This window comes from Micromonospora chalcea, from assembly GCF_002926165.1.
Classification (GTDB): Bacteria; Actinomycetota; Actinomycetes; order Mycobacteriales; family Micromonosporaceae; genus Micromonospora; species Micromonospora chalcea.
In genome coordinates, this window is record NZ_MAGP01000046.1 from 67,039 (window position 1) to 84,984 (window position 17,946).

Here is a 17,946-nt window from a genome sequence, read left to right on the forward strand (position 1 = left end):
GGCCGGTACGCCGCCGGCGCGGCCGTGACGTGTGTCAGCTGAGGAGGCGACTCGTTTGGGTGCCGACAACTTCCGCGCGACGCTGGCGGCCGACATGGAGCTGGGCGCGGGCAACGTGCTGCTCCGGCTGGCCGAGCACGGCGCCGACATGGACATGCCCCGGGTGACGTTCGACGTCGACGTCGACGGCATCCCCGCCTGGACGCCGCTGTCGCTCGCCACCCTGACCGAGCGGGTCGCGGCGCGGGCGGCGTGGTTCCGGGCGCGCGGCGTCCGCCGGGCCGACCCGATCGCGGTGTACGTGACCTCGGCGCCGGACGTGTTCCTCAACTTCCTGGCGCTGACCTGGCTCGGCGCGATCCCGGCGCTGATGAACGGCAACATGCCGATCGAGCTGGCGGCCGAGTTCGTGCGGCGGCTGCGCGCCGCCGGGGTGGTGGTCGACGCCGACCACGCCGCCCTGGCCGGGCACGACCTCGGCGCGCCGGTCCTCGGCGACGCGGCGCAGACCGGCGCGGGCGACCCGGCGCAGGCCCCGCCGCACCACCGGCACCACCCGCAGGACCCGGTGGTCATCACCCACTCCTCGGGCACCACCCGGGTGCCGGCGGCGATCGTCCACTCGCACCACGGCCTGTTCGCCGCGATCCGCGCGGTCCGGCTCACCGAGTCCCGGCCGTACGGCGAGGTGCGGGAGATGTCCGCGCTGCCGGCCGCGCACGCCGCCGGCATCATCACGCTCAACCAGGCGCTCTGCAACGGCTACCAGCTGCTGTGCCTGTCCGCGCAGGGCGGCCCGTTCGCGCGCAGCGCCGAGACGATCCTCTCCGCGATCGAACGGTGGCGCCCCACCGGCGTCTTCGGCTTCGCGGTGACCTGGTCCGAGCTGGCCCGGGTCGACCTCACCACCCGCGACCTCAGCTCGGTGCGCAACTGGTTCAACACCGGAGACTGCGCGCACGAGTCGCACGTACGCCGGCTGGTCGCGGTCGGCAGCCATCCCACGTACACCCGCGACGGCATGGTGGACGCCCCCGGCTCGAAGTTCGTCGACATGCTCGGCTCCACCGAGATGGGGCACGGCGCGTTCCGGATCACCCACCGGCTGGGCAGCGACCGGTACGACCGCTGTGTCGGCAAGCCGTACCCGTTCGCCGAGATCGCGCTGCTCGACGTGGAGACCGGTGAGGAGGTAGCGCCGGGGCAGGTGGGGCACGTCGGCCTGAAGTCGCCGACGCTGGCGCTCGGGTACTGGAACGACTCGGTCACCACGTACCGCACCCGGCTGGGCGGCTACTACCTCACCGGCGACCTGATGTACCGCGACGAGGCCGGCGACTACCACCACGTCGACCGGGCCAGCGACGCGGTCGACCTGGGCAGCGGGACCTGGCTGTACACCGCGCTGTCCGAGGAGCGCGTCCTGCGGCACTGCCCGGACGTCCGTGACTGCACTGTGGTCGCGGCGGCGGCCGAGGACGGCACGACCGTCACCGACGTGCTGCTCCTGCTCGCCGAGGACGCGGATCCGGCGCGTGACCGCACCGACCGGGTCCGGGCCGCGCTGGGCCCCGCGGTGGCCGCGACGCTGCGCCGGGTGGTGACCGTCCCGGACGACGACGTGGTCATGGGACCCACCGGCAAGGTCCGCAAGTTCCTGATGCGACAGCGCCTGCTCGCCGGCGCCGCGGCGCCCGGCGCCGGCTGAGCGGGGGAGATCGACACCTGGCGCGGCCGTGCCAGAATCTGGCCGTGTCCTACCTCCCCTCGCAGCCGTACCCGCCGATGCACGGCGTCGTCCCGCTGATCGCCTACCCGCACCCGATCACCCCGCCGCCGGGCTGCGGAGTGCTCGTGGTCTCGGTGAACCGGGGGCCGTACATGATTCCCGCGCCGGTCACCAGCCGCTTCAAGATCGACCGCCAGGTGGTCGCGATCCCGGGCGAGGGCACGTGGCACGTCGCCGTCCCGGCCGGCGGGCACGACGTCCGCTACACCGACTTCATGGGCGTCCCGCTGATGACCACGTCGCTCATGGTCCAGCCGGGAGCCGCCCACCACCTGGTGTTCCGCTTCGGCGGTTGGCGCAACCGGGTGCACGACGGGTACGGCACCGACGTGACGCGGTTCGGCCTGTGGTCGAACTACTCGGTCGCCCTCGTCACGCTCGTCGTCGGCGGGCTGGCCTGCTGCGGCGTGTTCGGGGTGATGCTGGGCTCGACCGGGTAGCGGCGCCCGGCGCGGGCCCGGCCTTGATCCGGAAAGCCGCCGAAACTTCCGGTCACCATCGCTTACTCGGCTCGTTCAAGAGACCCCCGGCAGGGCTGCGACAGCCTCACGCGGCAGCGCTAAGCCCTATTTGTGCTACTTCGGGTTTCCACAACATTTCCGGAACTTGTTGACACGGAGAAATGAGCCTCCAATACTGTGGCCATCGGCGTATCTCGATTGACGTCGATGTCCGTCCACCGCCGTGGCGCGCAGTCGCCCGTCCCGCCGTCCACCAGCGGACGGCCACATGCGGCTCGTGCCACCCGGCTGGCCGCGCCAGCCGGTCACAGGGAGGAAACCCGTCCATGAACGACGCCCCCGTCCGCACGGGCAACCGCAGGCGCGGACGCCTCCGGATGCTCTTCGGCGGCGCCTGTGCCGTGGCGCTGATCGCCGCCGGGACGACGGCGGTCACGTCCGGCCCGGCCTACGCCGACACCACCGTCACGTCGAACTCGACCGGCACCAACAACGGCTACTTCTATTCCTTCTGGAAAGACAGTGGCAACGTCTCCATGACCATGGGCAACGGTGGTCAGTACAGCACCCAGTGGAGCAACATCAACAACTTCGTCGCCGGCAAGGGCTGGAACCCGGGCGGCCGCCGCACGGTCAGCTACTCCGGCAGCTTCAACCCGTCCGGCAACGCGTACCTGACGCTCTACGGGTGGACCCGCAACCCGCTCGTCGAGTACTACATCGTCGACAGCTGGGGCAGCTGGCGCCCGCCGGGCAGCGGCTACATGGGCTCGGTGTCCTCCGACGGCGGCACGTACGACATCTACCGCACCCAGCGGGTCAACGCCCCCTCGATCGAGGGCACGCGGACGTTCTACCAGTACTGGAGCGTCCGGCAGTCGAAGCGCGTGGGCGGCACCATCACCGCCGGCAACCACTTCGACGCCTGGTCCCGCTACGGCATGAACCTCGGTTCGCACGACTACCAGATCCTCGCCACCGAGGGCTACCAGAGCAGCGGCAACTCCAACATCACGATCGGCGGGACCAGCGGTAACCCGACCACCCCGCCGCCGAACAACGGTGGCTGCACGGTCAGCGTCAGCCGGGCCGAGGAGTGGGGCGACCGGTTCAACGTGACCTTCTCGGTCAGCGGCACCAGCAACTGGGTCGTCAGCATCCAGACCCAGGGCGGCCAGAGCCTGCAGAACAGCTGGAACGCCTCGGTCAGCGGCACCAGCGGCACGCTCACCGCGCGTCCCAACGGCAACGGCAACAACTTCGGCATCACGCTCTACAAGAACGGCAACAGCAACACGCCCACCGCGAGTTGCTCAGCCGCCTGAGCCCTCTTCCGGGGAGGGGGTGCCGCGCCTGGCGCGGCACCCCCGTTTTCGTGTGCGCGGACGGCCGCGGTGGCGGCCGACACACCTGGGCAGAAACTTGATTCATTCCAAAAGACCGGGCTAAGGTCGTCGCATGACGGCCGACTTCGAGACGCAGCTCCGGGCGGTCTCGTTGCGGGTGACCCGGCCCCGGCTGGCGGTGCTCGCGGCGTTGCGCGACCACCCGCACGTCGACACCGACACCGTGATCGCGCTGGTCCGCGCGGAGCAGCCCACCGTGTCCCACCAGGCGGTCTACGATGTGCTGCGGGCCCTCACCGACGCCGGGCTGATCCGGCGCATCCAGCCGGCCGGCGCCACGGCCCGCTACGAGTCTCGGGTGGGAGACAACCACCATCACGTCGTGTGCCGTTCCTGCGGCGCCATCGCCGACGTCGAGTGTGCCGTCGGTAGCGCCCCCTGTCTCACCGCCTCCGACGACCACGGTTTCGTGGTGGACGAGGCGGAGGTCGTCTACTGGGGCGCCTGCCCCGGCTGCGCGGCCGACCGCACCGCCCAGTGATCCGCCAGTTCGGAAGGAAACAGATGAGCGACACCCAGGACAACCGGCCCGTCAGCCCGCAGGGCGTGGACGCGAAGGAGGCGGCCGGCTGCCCGGTCGCGCACGACTCCGTGACCGCGCACGGCAGCGAGAGCGAGAACCCGGCGATCGACTCGCCGACCCCGAAGACCGGCGGTCGTCCGCGCAGCAACCGTGACTGGTGGCCCAACCAGCTCGACCTGTCGGTGCTGCACGCCCACTCGGACAAGGGCAACCCGCTCGGCCCGGAGTTCAGCTACGCCCGGGAGTTCGCCAAGCTCGACGTCGAGGCGCTCAAGCGGGACATCACCGAGGTCCTCACCACCTCGCAGGACTGGTGGCCGGCCGACTTCGGTCACTACGGCGGCCTGATGATCCGGATGAGCTGGCACGCCGCGGGCACCTACCGCATCGAGGACGGCCGCGGTGGCGCCGGCGACGGCGGTCAGCGGTTCGCCCCGCTGAACAGCTGGCCGGACAACGCCAACCTGGACAAGGCCCGCCGGCTGCTCTGGCCGGTCAAGCAGAAGTACGGCCAGAAGATCTCCTGGGCCGACCTGCTGGTGCTCGCCGGCAACGTCGCGCTGGAGTCGATGGGCTTCAAGACCTTCGGCTTCGGCTTCGGCCGTGAGGACGTCTGGGAGCCGGAGGAGATCTTCTGGGGCCCCGAGGACGCCTGGCTCGGCGACGAGCGCTACGCCTCCGAGAAGGAGATGGTGGCCGGCGTCGGCGCGACCGAGATGGGTCTGATCTACGTCAACCCGGAGGGCCCGCGCGGCAACGCCGACCCGCTCGCGGCGGCGCACTTCATCCGCGAGACGTTCCGCCGGATGGCGATGAACGACGAGGAGACCGTCGCGCTGATCGCCGGCGGCCACACGTTCGGCAAGACCCACGGCGCGGGCCCCGCCGACCAGCACGTCGGCCCCGAGCCGGAGGCCGCGCCGCTGGAGGCGCAGGGTCTGGGCTGGCTCAGCACGTACGGCGAGGGCAAGGGCGGCGACACGATCACCAGCGGTCTCGAGGTGACGTGGACCGACAAGCCGACGCGGTGGTCCAACCGGTTCTTCGAGATCCTCTTCGGCTACGAGTGGGAGCTGACCACCAGCCCGGGTGGCGCCAAGCAGTGGGTCGCCAAGGACGCCGAGGCGATCATCCCGGACGCACACGACCCGTCGAAGAAGCACAAGCCGACGATGCTGACGACCGACCTGTCGCTGCGCGTCGACCCGGCGTACGAGAAGATCTCCCGCCGGTTCCTGGAGAACCCGGACGAGTTCGCGCTGGCGTTCGCCAAGGCCTGGTACAAGCTGCTGCACCGTGACATGGGCCCGGTCAGCCGCTTCCTCGGCCCGTGGGTGCCGGAGGCCCAGCTCTGGCAGGACCCGGTGCCGGCCGTCGCGCACGAGCTGGTGAACGACGCCGACGTCGCCGCGCTCAAGGGGAAGGTGCTGGAGTCCGGTCTCACCACCGCCCAGCTGGTCTCCACCGCCTGGGCCTCGGCCGCGAGCTACCGCTCCACCGACAAGCGCGGTGGCGCCAACGGCGCGCGGATCCGCCTGGAGCCGCAGCGCAACTGGGAGGTCAACCAGCCCGAGCAGCTCGCCACCGTGCTGGCCACGCTGGAGGGCATCCAGCAGGAGTTCAACGCCGCCGGCGGCGCCCAGATCTCCCTCGCCGACCTGATCGTGCTGGCCGGCTCGGCCGCTGTCGAGCAGGCGGCGCGCGACGCGGGCGTCGAGCTGACCGTGCCGTTCCACCCGGGGCGTACCGACGCCACCCAGGAGCAGACCGACGTCGAGTCGTTCCGGGTGATGGAGCCGCGCGCCGACGGGTTCCGCAACTACCTGCGGCCGGGCGAGAAGACCCAGCCGGAGGTGCTGCTCGTCGACCGGGCGTACATGCTGAACCTGACCGCGCCGGAGATGACCGTGCTGGTCGGCGGTCTGCGCGCGCTCGGCAACAACGTCCGGGGCGCGTCGCACGGCGTGCTCACCGAACGGCCCGGCGTGCTCACCAACGACTTCTTCGTCAACCTGCTCTCCCCGGGCACCCGGTGGAAGGCGTCGGAGTCCGAGGAGCACGTGTACGAGATCCGGGACCTGGCCACCGACCAGGTCAAGTGGACCGCCACCGCGGTCGACCTGATCTTCGGCTCCAACTCGCAGCTGCGGGCCCTCGCCGAGGTCTACGCCAGCGACGACGCGCGGGAGAAGTTCGTGCGTGACTTCGTCGCCGCCTGGACGAAGGTCATGGAGCTGGACCGCTTCGACCTGGCCTGATCCGCCGTCTCCGAGCGAGCCCCGGTCCGTCGCGCCGCGACGGACCGGGGCTCGTCCCGTGTCCGGCGGGTGTCGGGGATCAGCGGCGCACACCCGGCCCGCAAACGTTGGAAAATCTGCTCAGAAGTTGCGGTCGTCCCGCGAATCGGTTTGTTTCGTCCCGAGCGTCGGGATCCCGGTCGAGCGCCGGATCGCTCGGTCCAGCGTGGATCGCCGCTGGTGGTCGGGGATCTGACCCCGCTCGTGTTGCCTGCGGGTTTCGAAAACTTTGCCGCAAGCTCTTGCAAAGACTTTCATGGATGGCGCATGGTGTTCGCTACCCGGGACGGCCGCCCCACCCCCCGCTCACCCTTTCGAACCCACGGAAGAGGTCCCCCAACCATGCTTTCCGTCAGGCCACACCCCCGTGGCCGTGCCGGTCGCCTGCTGCTCGCCGCCGCGCTCGTCGCGGCGGGCGGCACGGTTGCCGTCGCGGCTGCCACCACCACCGCCGCACCCGCCCGCGCCGCCGTCGTACTCAACGACAGCGAGGTGACCGCCAACCTCTGGGAATGGAACTGGACCTCGGTCGCCGCCGCCTGCACCGACCACCTCGGACCGGCCGGCTACGGCGCGGTGCAGGTGGCACCGCCGCAGGAGTCGGTGAAGCTGCCCGCCAGCGCCGACGGCGCCTACCCGTGGTACGAGGTGTACCAGCCGGTGTCGTACAAGCTGGACAGCCGGTTCGGCAACCGCCAGCAGTTCGCCGCGATGGTCACCGCCTGCCACAACGCCGGTGTGCGCGTCTACGTCGACGCGGTGGTCAACCACATGGCCGGCACCAACAACCCGGCCGGTACGCGCGGCTACGCCGGCACCGAGTTCTCCGGCTACAGCTACCCGGCCGTGCCGTACGGCGACGGCGACTTCCACCGCCCCGGCGACAACTGCCCGACCGGCGGCGCCATCAACGACTGGAACAACGAGGCCCAGGTGACCAGCTGTGAGCTGCTGTCGCTGTCGGACCTGTACACCGAGAAGGAAGCGGTCCGGAACAAGATCGCCGCGTACCTCAACGACCTGATCGGGCTCGGCGTCGACGGCTTCCGGGTCGACGCGGTCAAGCACATCCGCAAGGACGACTTCGCGGCCATCCTCGGCAAGCTGAACAACACGGTCGTCGAGGGCCGGCGCCCGTATGTCGCGCAGGAGATCTTCGACGGGGCGAGCAACTCCGCGCTGCAGGCCCGTGCGTACATCGCCAACGGCGACGTGCTCGACTTCGCGTACGCCAAGGGCATCCGCTCGGCCTTCCAGGGCTCCATCTCGGCGCTGGCCAACGTGCCGAACTGGAACCTCGACGCGCCCGGCGCCAACGTCTTCGCCATGGTCACCAACCACGACCTGGAGCGCGACGGCGTGGTGCTGTCGTACAAGAACGGCACCGACTACGTGCTGGCCAACTACTTCGCACTGGCCTACCCGCACGGCAAGCCGTCGGTCTACGACAGCTTCACCTGGTCCAACCGCAACCAGTCCCCGCCGCACGACGGCACCGGACGGGTCACCGACACGGTCTGCGGCGCCGCCTGGACCTGCCTGAGCCGCACCACCGGCGTCAAGGGCATGGTCGGCTGGGCCAACGCCGCCCGCCCGGTGAAGACCGTCTCGGACTTCACCACGGTGAACAGCAACGTGATCGGCTTCCACCGGGGCGACCGGGCGTGGATCGGCATCAACGACTCCGGCTCCGCCACCACCGCCACCTTCACCACCGGGCTCGCCGACGGCCGGTACTGCGACGTCATCTCCGGCGTCGCCACCGGCAGCGGCTGCACCGGCTCCACGGTGACCGTGTCCGGCGGCCGGGCCACCGTGACCCTCCCGGCCAACGACGCGGTCGCGATCCACGTGAACGCCCGGCCGGGCGCGAGCCCGTCCCCGTCGGCCTCCCCGACCGTGTCGCCCACCGTGTCGCCCTCGCCGACCGTGTCCCCCACGGTGAGCCCGGGTGACCGGATCGCCACCACGTTCACCGTCACCGCGAACCTGGCCGCCGGGCAGGACGTCCGCGTCGTCGGCAGCATCTCCGCGCTCGGGTCGTGGACGCCCGCGAGCGGCGTCAAGCTCACCGCGCAGGGCGGCGGCGTCTACCGTGCCACCGTCGACCTGCCCCGGTCCACCGCGGTGGAGTACAAGTTCGTCAAGCTGACCGCCGCCGGCGCGGTCACCTGGGAGTCCGGCGCCAACCGGACGCTCACCACGCCGGCCACCGGCACGTACGCGGTGACCGAGACGTTCCGCGGTGACACGGTCTCCACGGCTGTGGCCACCACGTTCTCCGTCACCGCGACCACCGCCTACGGGCAGAACGTGTTCGTGGTCGGCAACATACCGGCGCTCGGCGGCTGGAACCCGGCCGCCGCCGTCGCGCTCTCCTCGGCCGCGTACCCGGTCTGGCGGGCCACCGTCGACCTGCCCGCGAACACCGCTGTCGAGTACAAGTACGTCAAGAAGAACCCGGACGGGACGGTGACCTGGGAGTCCGGCGCGAACCGGACGCTCACCACGCCGGCCGGCGGCACCCGGGCCGTCACCGACACCTGGCGCTGACGATCGTGCGGCCCGTCCCCCTCACCCCTGGGGACGGGCCGCATCCGCGCCGGTCAGACCGCCGCGAACGACCAGACCTGGGCCGGGTTGCCGAACCCGGTGCAGCGGTAGATCTGGACCGTCGCGCCGTCGGCGTCCGATCCACTCCGCACGTCCATGCACCGGCCACCGACCTGCGACTTGATCTGGTGCACCCCCGCGAACGAGTTCGGGTCGACCGTCCACTTCATGCTCGACGTGCCGGTGCAGGCCCACTGCTGCAACGGCGTGCCGTCGGCGTTCACCCCGTTGCGGACGTCCACGCACATGCCGCTGAACTGGTTGACGAACGTGTAGGTGTCCCTGCCCACCGGCGACCAGCGCTGCACGGCCTGGCCGTCGCAGGTGCGCTGCACGACCCGGCCGCCGAGCGACGACGGGGCGCCGGACCGGTCCACCTCCAGGCACTTGCCGCTGCCGTAGTTGACGATGGCGTAGTGGCCGCTGGCGGCCTGTGCCGGCGGGCCGTACGCCACCCCGAACCCGGCGGCGAGCAGTCCCGCCGCCAGCACCCCGGCCGCTCTCTTCCCGATCATGGTGTCTCCCCTCGGAGTCGTGTCGTCGTCCCGGATCCGCCGGTGGTCACCGGCCGGACGACTGGGGAAGACGCTAGGGAGCCACGACGGCACCCGGATCCGGGTTCCTCCTAGTCGACGAGGCCGCGCGGGCACCCTGTCGGGTTCGCGTCGCGCCCGCCCGGACGGACCACACCGGCGGCTAGCGTGCGGTCATGGGCAGCGGTCCGGCGCCGGCCGGTGCCGTCGGCACGGCCACGGACACCGGTGATGACGCCCTGCTCGGGCGCGCCGACGAGTGCCGGCGGCTCGGCGCGCTGCTGGCCGACGCGGTCGACGGTCACGGCGGCGCCCTGGTGCTGCGCGGTGCGGCAGGCGTGGGCAAGACGGCGCTGCTGCAGCACTGTGCCGCCCGGTCCACCGGGATGCGGGTGCTGCACGCCACCGGCGCGCCGTTCGAGGCGGACCTGCCGTTCTCCGCGCTGCACCAACTGGCGCGGCCACTGCTGCACCGGCTCGGCGATCTGCCCGCGCAGCAGGCCGACGCGCTGCGTACCGTATTCGCCATCGACGGCAGTTCCCGTCCGGTCAACCGGCTCGCCGCGTACGTGGCGACGCTGAGCCTGCTCACGACGGCGGCCGAGGACACGCCGGTGCTCTGCCTGGTCGACGACGCGCACTGGATCGACCCGGCCTCCGCCGAGGCGTTGCTGTTCACCGCCCGGCGGCTGCTCGCGGACCGGGTCGCCGTCGTCTTCGCGGCCCGCGACGCCCCCGCGTTCCCCGCGCCCGGCCTGCCGGAGCTGCCGCTGACCGGTCTGGCGCGCGACGACGCGATCCGGCTCGCCATGCGCGCCGGCCTGGACCGCCGGGTGGCCGCCGACCTGGTCGCGGCCACCGCCGGCAACCCGCTCGCGCTGACCGAGCTGCCGGCGACGCTGTCCGAGGAGCACCGCAACGGGTGGCTGCCGCTGCGGGAGCCTCTCGTGCTCGTCGAACGCATCGAGACGACCGTCCTGGCGCACGCCCGCGGGCTGCCCGACGACACCTGGCGTGCGCTCGTCGCCTGCGCGGTCACCGAGGTCACCACCCCGGCGCTGCTGGAGCGGGTCCTGGTGGCGGACGGGCTGCGCCTGGGCGTGCTGGACCCGGCGGTCGACGCCGGGCTGATCCGGGTGACCGACCGTGAGGTGACGTTCCGCCATCCGCTGACCCGCGCCGCGGTGCACTCGGTCGCCGGCCCCGGCCGGCGGCGGGCCGCTCACCTGGCGGTGGCCGCCGCGCTCACCGGCGACGACACCGCCGACCGCCGGGCCTGGCATCTCGCGGCCGCCACCACCGTGCCCGACGAGGGCGTCGCCGCGTTGCTGGCCGACTCCGCCGAGCGGGCGCAACGCCGGGGCGGCGTGGTGGCCGAGGCCCGCGCCTACGAACGGTCCGCCCGTCTCACCCCGGACCCGGACGTACGCGCGTCCCGGCTTGCCGCCGCGTCGCGCGCCTGGGCCAACGCCGGCGCGAGCCGGCACGCGATCACGCTGGGAGAGGAGGCGATCGGACTGACCCGGCGCGCCGACCTGCGCTGCCGGGTCAAGCCGTTGCTCGCCCACCTGGCGCAGCAGCACGGTGACACGGCGGGCGCCGAGGCGTACCTGGCCGACGCGCAGGCGTACGCGCAAGCGGATCCGCTCGGCGCGGCCCGGCTGATGAGCGCCCGCGTCAACCAGTTCTGGGCGCGGCTGGACGTCACCGGCATGGTGCCGCTGTGCGCGCGGGTGGCCGAGCTGGCCGCCGCGGACGCGGGCGCGACCTGGCCGAAGGGCCCGATCCGGCTGGCCGCGGCACAGGTGCTGGCCGGGCTGCCCGAAGGGGTCGCGTCGGCCCGTGCCCTGGTCGCCGCCTGCGCCGGCCACGCCGACGGCTCGGCGGCGGAGCTGGCCGAGGTGTTCTGCTGGCTCGGGGACCACGACACCGCGCGGGCGCTGCTGGAACCGGAGATCGACCGGGCCCGCGCCGCAGACGACGTGTTCCTGCTGGCGTACGCCCTGCCCCGGCTCGCCGGGCTGGAGTGGCGCACCGGCCGGCTGCACGCGGCGTACCAGGCCGCCGCCGAGGCGGTCCGGATCGCCGAGCAGGTGGCGCTTCCGGTGCTGCGGGCGGAGGCGCTGGCCGCGCTGGCCTTGGTGGAGGCGCTGCTCGGCGAGGAGCCGGAGGCGCTCACGCACGTCGAGGACGCCCGCCGGCTCCTGCCGGGCGAGTTCCGGGAGATCGAGGTCCGGCTCCGCTACGCCACCGGGATCGCGGCGGCGGTGGGGGCGCGCTGGCAGGACGCCGTGACCGAGCTGGAACGGGTCCGCCGGGCCCAGCGCGACGGCGGCATCGCCGAACCGGGGTGGCTGCCCGTCGCGGCCGAGCTGGCCGAGGCGTACGCGCACCTGTCCGACCCGCAGCGGTCGGCGCGGCGGCTGCGCGACCTGGCCGGGGCCGGCGGTGCCGCCGCCCGCGCCGCCGCCGCGCGCGTCGAGAGCCTGCTCGCCGGCGAACCGGACCTGGACGAGGTCTTCGCGGCGGCGCTGGCCCGGTGCGATCCCGCCGTCGTCCCGCTGGAACGGGCCCGGACGCTGCTCAGCTACGGGCAGCGGCTGCGCCGGGCCCGGCGCCGCCGGGACGCGCGGGTCCAGTTGCACGCCGCGCTGCGGTTGTTCGAGGCGCTCGGCGCGCAGGGCTGGGCGCGGCGGTGCCGCACCGAGATCGACGCCACCGGCCGGCGGCCGCCCGAGCCCGGCGACCGGACCGTCGACCGGCTGACCGGCCAGGAACGCCTGATCGCCCTGCACGTGGCGGAGGGCCTGACGAACCGGGAGATCGCGGCCCGGGTCTTCCTGTCGCCGAAGACCGTCGAGTACCACCTCGGCAACGTCTACCGGAAGCTTCGGCTGCGCTCCCGGCCGGAGCTGATCCGCCACCTGTCCGGCCCGCCGGCCGCGGGCTGACGACCCGGCCGGGCGGCCGCCTTTGCCGCGGCCAGGCACGCCACGGCGGCGAGTACCAGCGGCGGCCGGCCGCCGACCGCGACCGCCGCCGACCCGAGCGGGATGGCCAGCGTGATCGGGCCGAACATCACCGTGTTCGCCGTCCCGGCGACCCGCCCGAGCATCTCCCGCGGCGTGTACGTCTGCACGGCGGTGACCGCCGCGACGAGCGTCCACGGCAGACCGACGCCGATCACCACCGAGGCGGCGACCGTGCCCGGCCACCACGGCAGGCAGCGTCCCAGACAGCCGGCCGCGAACAGGACCGCGCCGGCGACCCCCACCGTGATCTCGCCGTGGCGGCGGACGAGCCGGCCGACGACCAGCCCGGCGAGCAGCGATCCGCCACCCTGCGCGCCGGCCAGCACACCGAGGAAGGTGGACGGCAGCCCGAGGCCGGTCACCACCACGTCGTACAGCGCCGCGGTGGTGAAGCCGGACATCGCGATGGACGCCGCCGCGAGCGCCACCGGCACGCGTACCGCCCGCCGGGCCAGGAGCGCGGTCAGCCCGGCCCGCAGCCCCACCGCGGGTGCGGTCGGGGGAGCGGACGCCGCCCGGGCCAGGCGTAACGCGCCGTACAGGGCTGCCACGAGCACCGGTACGACGGCGGCGAGCACCGCGACGACGTGCCCGCCCCGCCACGCGTACAGTCCCGCGCCGGCCAGCGGCGCCACCAGCTTCACGCCCTCCTGCGCGCTCGACCGCCAGCCGTTGACGTCGGCCAGCCGGGCCGGGGGGAGCGCGGCGGGCAGCAGCGCGGTCTCGCCGGCGTCGACGAGCACGTATCCGATCCCGTAGGCGAGCGAGACGGCGTAGATCAGCCACGCCTGGCCGGGCCCGCGCACCGCCAGCAGGCTCAGCAGCGCGCCGGCGAGAGCGAGGTTGACGCCGACCACCAGGGGCCGCCGGGGGACCCGGTCGAGCAGGCCGCCGAGCCAGGGGCCGGCCAGCGTCGGGGCGTAGACGCAGAGACCGGCCAGCGCCGCGAGCCCGGTGGAGCCGGTCAGGTCCAGGATCCAGATGCCGGAGACCAGGGCCATGGCGCTGCCGCCCAGGCCGGACAGCAGCGAGACGGCCACGAACAGGACGGCGTTGCGGCGCATGGGTCCCCCGAGAGTTGAGCCTGGAGGACTCATCCTCGGGACGTGAGCCGGGGCGTGGCAACACTTCGGGGCTACGTCAATGTCTTGTTGACAGTGTCGCCGTGATGCGCCCGGCGGCGGCGCGTACCGGAGGCGGCAGCCGGAGTCCGGCCCCGGCGAGATCGTCGGCTAGGTGCGCGGCCAGCGCGTACAGCGGCCCGGCAGGGGCGTCGAGCGCGAGCGCGCAGGTGCGGCGCGTCAACGCCGCGCGGGGGAAGCGCCCGTCCCACGCGCGGTCCGTCTCGATCCAGCGGCGCAGGTCGGCGACCGCCGCCCGCAGCATGGGCAGGTCGGGGGAGCCGGTCGGGTCGAGCCGGGTCACGCGGGCCCGCCGGGCCGCCGCGAGACGCTGCCGGCGCTGCTCGGCGGCCTGCCGGCTGCCCAGGCCCAGCGCCCGCGCGATGTCGGCCCAGGTGGCGCCGTCGTGCCGGGCCCGGTCGATCAGGTCCAGCTCGCGGTCGTCCAGCCGGACCCGGGCCGCGGCGATCTCGGACAGGCCGGCCAGGCTCACTCGTCAACGCTACATTGACACGGGCCCGAGAAGGTCAGCCCTCCGGCCGTCGCGCGGCAAACCGGGCCGGTGTCTCAGCGCGGCGGCGAGACGTACAGGCCCGTCCGGCAGCCGGTCTCGCCCGGCTCCAGCCAGATCCGGTCGTACCCGGGAGCCTCGATCTTCCCGGCCGGGGTGCGGACGAGCAGGAGGCAGTCCCGTTCGGCCGGTACGCCGACGGCGGCGACGAGCGCGCCCTCGTGCACCGTCGTGTCGACGGTGATCCAGTCCTGCGGGAACGCCGCCCGCACCGCGCCGGCAAGGGTGTCCGGGGTGGCGGTACGCAGCACGGCGGTGAGCCGCTGCCGCCCGTCCTCGGGCACCTTCGGTACCGGCGCGGCGGTGGGTGGCGAGGGCGCGGCCCCGCTCGGACAGTCGATCTCGTGGTACGTCGTGTAGCGGTAGAGCTGGAACTCGTACCGGTAGCAGCGGGTGGCGTCGCCGGCGCTGTTGCTCGCGCCGCCGACCGACACCGGCGGTCGTTCCGGCACCGTCACCACGAACCGCACGTCGACGGTGGCCCGCTCGTCTCTGGCGGTGCGGCCGGACCAGGCCAGGGCCTCCCGCCGGACGGTCTCGTCATCGCCCGACGCGGTGCCCTGCGGCTGCTGGACGATCTCGGCCGCCGCGATCGACCCGGCGTCGCGGACCCGGTTGCGGTGCCCCAGCTCCGTGTTGAGCTGCTTCGCCTCCGCCGCCGCGACGTCGCGCGCCAGTTCGTCGCCGCTCTCCTCGCCGAATCCCCTTCCGCATCCGACCGACGCGAGCAGGAGCACCGCGAGCGCCCAGCGGACCGGCCGGTGACGGGACGGAGGTGTCGGGGCGGCGGCGCTGCGTGTCCGGTTCACCGCACGGACGTTACCGACGAGTCGGACGCCGCGCTGCCCCGTACCGCGGGGGCCGTTGGTCCCGGGTCCGACAGGCCCTCGGCCCTGCGAGCCGCGCCCGCGCACCCGGCATGCTGGGAGTGCCCGGCGCGGGCGGCGACGACATGGAGGGCAATGTGGTGATCAACGGCGGGCAGGGCACGGTGACGCCCACCGAGATCTCTCCGGCCCCCGCGACCGGGCTCGGCTCGGCCGAGGCGGCTGCCCGGCTGCGCGCCGACGGGCCGAACACGGTGGCCGCGCCACGCAAGCGCGGGCTGGCCGGCCGGATCTTCCGTCAGCTCACCGATCCGCTGGTGGCGCTGCTGCTGGCCGCCGCCGTGGTGACCACGCTGCTGCGCGACTACCCCGACACCGCGGTGATCGTGCTGGTCGTCCTGATCAACACGGCGATCGGCGTGGTGCAGGAGGTACGCGCCGACCGGGCGGTGGCGGCGCTGGACCGGCTCGCGGCGCCGACCGCGCGGGTGGTCCGCGACGGCCGTGACCTCGTGCTCCCCGCCGCCGACCTGGTCCGGGGCGATCTGGTCCGGCTGGAGGCCGGCGACGTGGTGCCCGCCGATCTGGACCTCACCGACGCGGTACGGCTCAGCCTGGACGAGTCGGCGCTCACCGGTGAGTCGGTGGCGGTGACCCGGGTAGCGGGGGAGGAGGCGAGCGCCGGCACGGTGGTCACCACCGGCCGCGCCACCGGGACCGTGGTACGCACCGGCGCGGCGAGCGCGCTGGGCCGCATCAGCGCCCTGGTCGCGGCGACCCGCCCGGCGCCCACCCCGCTGCAACGCCGCCTGTCCTCGCTCGGCCGGGTGCTCGGGCTGACCGCCGTGGTGCTCTCCGGGCTGGTCTTCGCGCTCGGCGTGTTCGACAGACGCCCGGTCACGCAGATGGCGGTCACCGCGGTGAGCCTCGTGGTGGCGGCCGTACCGGAGTCGCTGCCCGCCGTCGTCACGCTCGCGCTCGCCCTGGGCGCACGCCGGATGGCCGGCAGCCGGGCCATTCCCCGGCGGCTGCACGCGGTGGAGACCCTCGGGTCGGTCACCGTGATCGCCTCCGACAAGACCGGCACGCTCACCGAGGGCCGGATGGCCGTGCAGCACGCGGTCGTGCCCGGCCGCGACCGCTACGCCGTGACCGGCACCGGCTACGCGCCCGACGGCGAGGTGCGCCACCGGGGCGAGCCGGTGAGCGCCCCGGACGAGCTGCGCGCCCTCGCCCGCGCCGGGCTGCTCTGCAACGACGCCACGCTGACCCCGCCGACCGGCGAACGGCCGGAATGGACAGCGATCGGCGACCCGCTGGAGGCCGCGCTCGTCACGTTCGCGGCTCGCTGCGGTCTGGATCCGGAGACCACCCGCGAGGCCTGGCCCCGGGTCGCGGAGGCCCCGTTCGACCAGGACCTGCGCCGGATGACCACCGTGCACCGCCGCTGCGACGGGCGCTACCTCGTGGTCTGCAAGGGCGCGCCGGAGAACCTGCTGGCCCCGCCGCTGATGGACGCCGACGCCGAGGAGCTGGCCGAGCTGACCGATGCCGCGCACCGGCTCGCCGCCGAAGGGCTGCGGGTGCTGGCGGTGGCCTCGGCCGTGGTCGACACGCTGCCGGACCCGGCCCGGCCGACCGGCCTGCGCCCGCTGGGCCTGGTCGCGGTCGGCGACCCGCTGCGCACGGCGGCACCCGGCATCGCGGCGGGCTTCGAGCAGGCCGGCATCCGGCTGGTCCTGATCACCGGCGACCACCCGGCGACGGCCGCCGCCATCGGCGGCCGGCTCGGGCTCTGGCGCGACGGCGACCCGCTCGCCAACGGCGACGACGGCGACCCGGGCGGCGCCCACCCCGACACCCGGGTGTACGCGCGGACCCAGCCAGAGCAGAAGCTCGACATCATCGCCGGCCTTCAGGACCGGGGACATGTCGTGGCGATGACCGGCGACGGCGTCAACGACGCCCCGGCGCTGCGCCGGGCGGACATCGGCGTGGCGATGGGCGGCGGCACCGAGGTCGCCCGGCAGGCCGCCGACCTGGTGCTCGTCGACGACGACCTGACCACCGTGGCGACCGCCATCGGCGAGGGCCGCCGGATCTACGACAACATCCGCCGGTTCCTGCGCTACGCGCTCGCCGGCGGGGTCGCCGAGATCGCGGTGATGCTGCTCGGACCGCTGGTCGGCCTGCCGGTGCCGCTGCTGCCGGCGCAGATCCTCTGGATCAACCTGCTCACCCACGGCGTACCCGGGGTGGCGCTGGGCGCGGAGCCGGCCGAGCCGGGCACGCTGCGCCGCCGTCCCCGCTCGCCGCAGGAGTCCGTGCTCGGCGGCGGCCTCGGCCGGGACGTGCTGGTCACCGGCGCGCTCATCGCCGCCGCGACGCTCGGCGCCGGCGTGTGGGCCGCCGCGGCGGACCGGCCGTGGCAGTCGGTGGTCTTCGTGGTGCTCGGCCTCGCCCAGCTCGGCGTGGCGCTGGCCGTCCGCGCGACCCGGGCGCCCGGCTCGCGGGAGCACAACCGCGCCCTGCCGGTGGCGGTCGCGATCTCCGCGGTCCTCCAGGTCGCCGGCGTGCTGCTGCCGCCGCTGCGCGAGCTGCTCGGCACGTCCCCGCTGAGCGCGCTCGACCTGCTCGCCTGCGCCGCGATCGGCGTCCTGCCCGGGCTGGTGCTGCGGCTGACCCGCCGCACGGCCGACGGGACCGACGGCCATCGCGCCGGGACCCAGGACCCTGCCCGGCCGGCCGCCGGACGGGCAGGCTGAGGACAGTG

Annotated in this window: 12 protein-coding genes; 8 read left to right on the forward strand and 4 right to left on the reverse strand. The window is 73.8% G+C overall.

All coding sequences use genetic code 11. The features are described from left to right. The first annotated feature begins 55 nt into the window (after window positions 1-55). From BAW75_RS05810 to BAW75_RS05835, 6 genes are all read left to right on the forward strand, one after another. Window positions 56-1,708, forward strand: a complete 1,653-nt coding sequence (locus BAW75_RS05810) for a class I adenylate-forming enzyme family protein (protein ID WP_104112889.1) — start codon at window positions 56-58, stop codon at window positions 1,706-1,708. A gap of 44 nt (window positions 1,709-1,752) precedes the next feature. Beyond that, complete coding sequence (locus BAW75_RS05815) at window positions 1,753-2,229, forward strand: hypothetical protein (RefSeq protein ID WP_104112890.1); 477 nt, start codon at window positions 1,753-1,755, stop codon at window positions 2,227-2,229. 347 nt (window positions 2,230-2,576) lie between these two features. Then, entirely contained in the window at window positions 2,577-3,575 is a 999-nt protein-coding gene (locus BAW75_RS05820) for a glycoside hydrolase family 11 protein (protein ID WP_064445607.1), read from the forward strand. Between the two features lie 133 nt (window positions 3,576-3,708). Further along, entirely contained in the window at window positions 3,709-4,137 is a 429-nt protein-coding gene (locus BAW75_RS05825; RefSeq protein ID WP_030499126.1) for a Fur family transcriptional regulator, read from the forward strand. 23 nt (window positions 4,138-4,160) lie between these two features. Next, window positions 4,161-6,437 carry a catalase/peroxidase HPI gene (katG, locus tag BAW75_RS05830; RefSeq protein WP_104112891.1) on the forward strand — a complete coding sequence of 759 codons (2,277 nt, stop codon included), beginning with the start codon at window positions 4,161-4,163 and terminating at the stop codon, window positions 6,435-6,437. Window positions 6,438-6,818: 381 nt separating this feature from the next. Next, window positions 6,819-9,029 carry a carbohydrate-binding module family 20 domain-containing protein gene (locus BAW75_RS05835; RefSeq protein ID WP_104112892.1) on the forward strand — a complete coding sequence of 737 codons (2,211 nt, stop codon included), beginning with the start codon at window positions 6,819-6,821 and terminating at the stop codon, window positions 9,027-9,029. Between the two features lie 53 nt (window positions 9,030-9,082). Here BAW75_RS05835 and BAW75_RS05840 read toward each other — a convergent pair whose 3' ends face one another. Beyond that, the gene (locus BAW75_RS05840) at window positions 9,083-9,604 is read right to left on the reverse strand and encodes an RICIN domain-containing protein (protein WP_043323284.1); all 522 of its coding nucleotides are present in this window, start codon (window positions 9,602-9,604) and stop codon (window positions 9,083-9,085) included. A 194-nt stretch (window positions 9,605-9,798) separates the two neighbouring features. Between BAW75_RS05840 and BAW75_RS05845 the strand changes: the two genes are divergently transcribed. After that, window positions 9,799-12,573, forward strand: a complete 2,775-nt coding sequence (locus BAW75_RS05845; protein WP_104112893.1) for a helix-turn-helix transcriptional regulator — start codon at window positions 9,799-9,801, stop codon at window positions 12,571-12,573. Here the strand turns inward: BAW75_RS05845 and BAW75_RS05850 are convergent. From BAW75_RS05850 to BAW75_RS05860, 3 genes are all read right to left on the reverse strand, one after another. Continuing rightward, a complete protein-coding gene (locus BAW75_RS05850) occupies window positions 12,501-13,718 on the reverse strand; it encodes an MFS transporter (protein ID WP_104112894.1) in 1,218 nt (405 codons plus the stop codon). The genes BAW75_RS05845 and BAW75_RS05850 overlap by 73 nt on opposite strands. Before the next feature lie 76 nt (window positions 13,719-13,794). Then, complete coding sequence (locus tag BAW75_RS05855; RefSeq protein WP_104112895.1) at window positions 13,795-14,268, reverse strand: hypothetical protein; 474 nt, start codon at window positions 14,266-14,268, stop codon at window positions 13,795-13,797. Window positions 14,269-14,342: 74 nt separating this feature from the next. Further along, a complete protein-coding gene (locus BAW75_RS05860; RefSeq protein ID WP_244206017.1) occupies window positions 14,343-15,155 on the reverse strand; it encodes a hypothetical protein in 813 nt (270 codons plus the stop codon). Window positions 15,156-15,265: 110 nt separating this feature from the next. Between BAW75_RS05860 and BAW75_RS05865 the strand changes: the two genes are divergently transcribed. Beyond that, on the forward strand, window positions 15,266-17,938 hold the full coding sequence (locus BAW75_RS05865; protein WP_244206018.1) for a cation-translocating P-type ATPase: 2,673 nt from the start codon (window positions 15,266-15,268) through the stop codon (window positions 17,936-17,938). The last annotated feature ends 8 nt before the right edge of the window (window positions 17,939-17,946 follow it).

Coding starts and splice junctions, on each gene's coding strand:
- BAW75_RS05820 (WP_064445607.1), top strand. CDS start 2,577: ATGAACGACGCCCCCGTCCGCACGGGCAACCGCAGGCGCGGACGCCTC.
- BAW75_RS05825 (WP_030499126.1), top strand. CDS start 3,709: ATGACGGCCGACTTCGAGACGCAGCTCCGGGCGGTCTCGTTGCGGGTG.
- katG (WP_104112891.1), top strand. CDS start 4,161: ATGAGCGACACCCAGGACAACCGGCCCGTCAGCCCGCAGGGCGTGGAC.
- BAW75_RS05835 (WP_104112892.1), top strand. CDS start 6,819: ATGCTTTCCGTCAGGCCACACCCCCGTGGCCGTGCCGGTCGCCTGCTG.
- BAW75_RS05840 (WP_043323284.1), bottom strand. CDS start 9,604: ATGATCGGGAAGAGAGCGGCCGGGGTGCTGGCGGCGGGACTGCTCGCC.
- BAW75_RS05845 (WP_104112893.1), top strand. CDS start 9,799: ATGGGCAGCGGTCCGGCGCCGGCCGGTGCCGTCGGCACGGCCACGGAC.
- BAW75_RS05850 (WP_104112894.1), bottom strand. CDS start 13,718: ATGCGCCGCAACGCCGTCCTGTTCGTGGCCGTCTCGCTGCTGTCCGGC.
- BAW75_RS05865 (WP_244206018.1), top strand. CDS start 15,266: ATGCTGGGAGTGCCCGGCGCGGGCGGCGACGACATGGAGGGCAATGTG.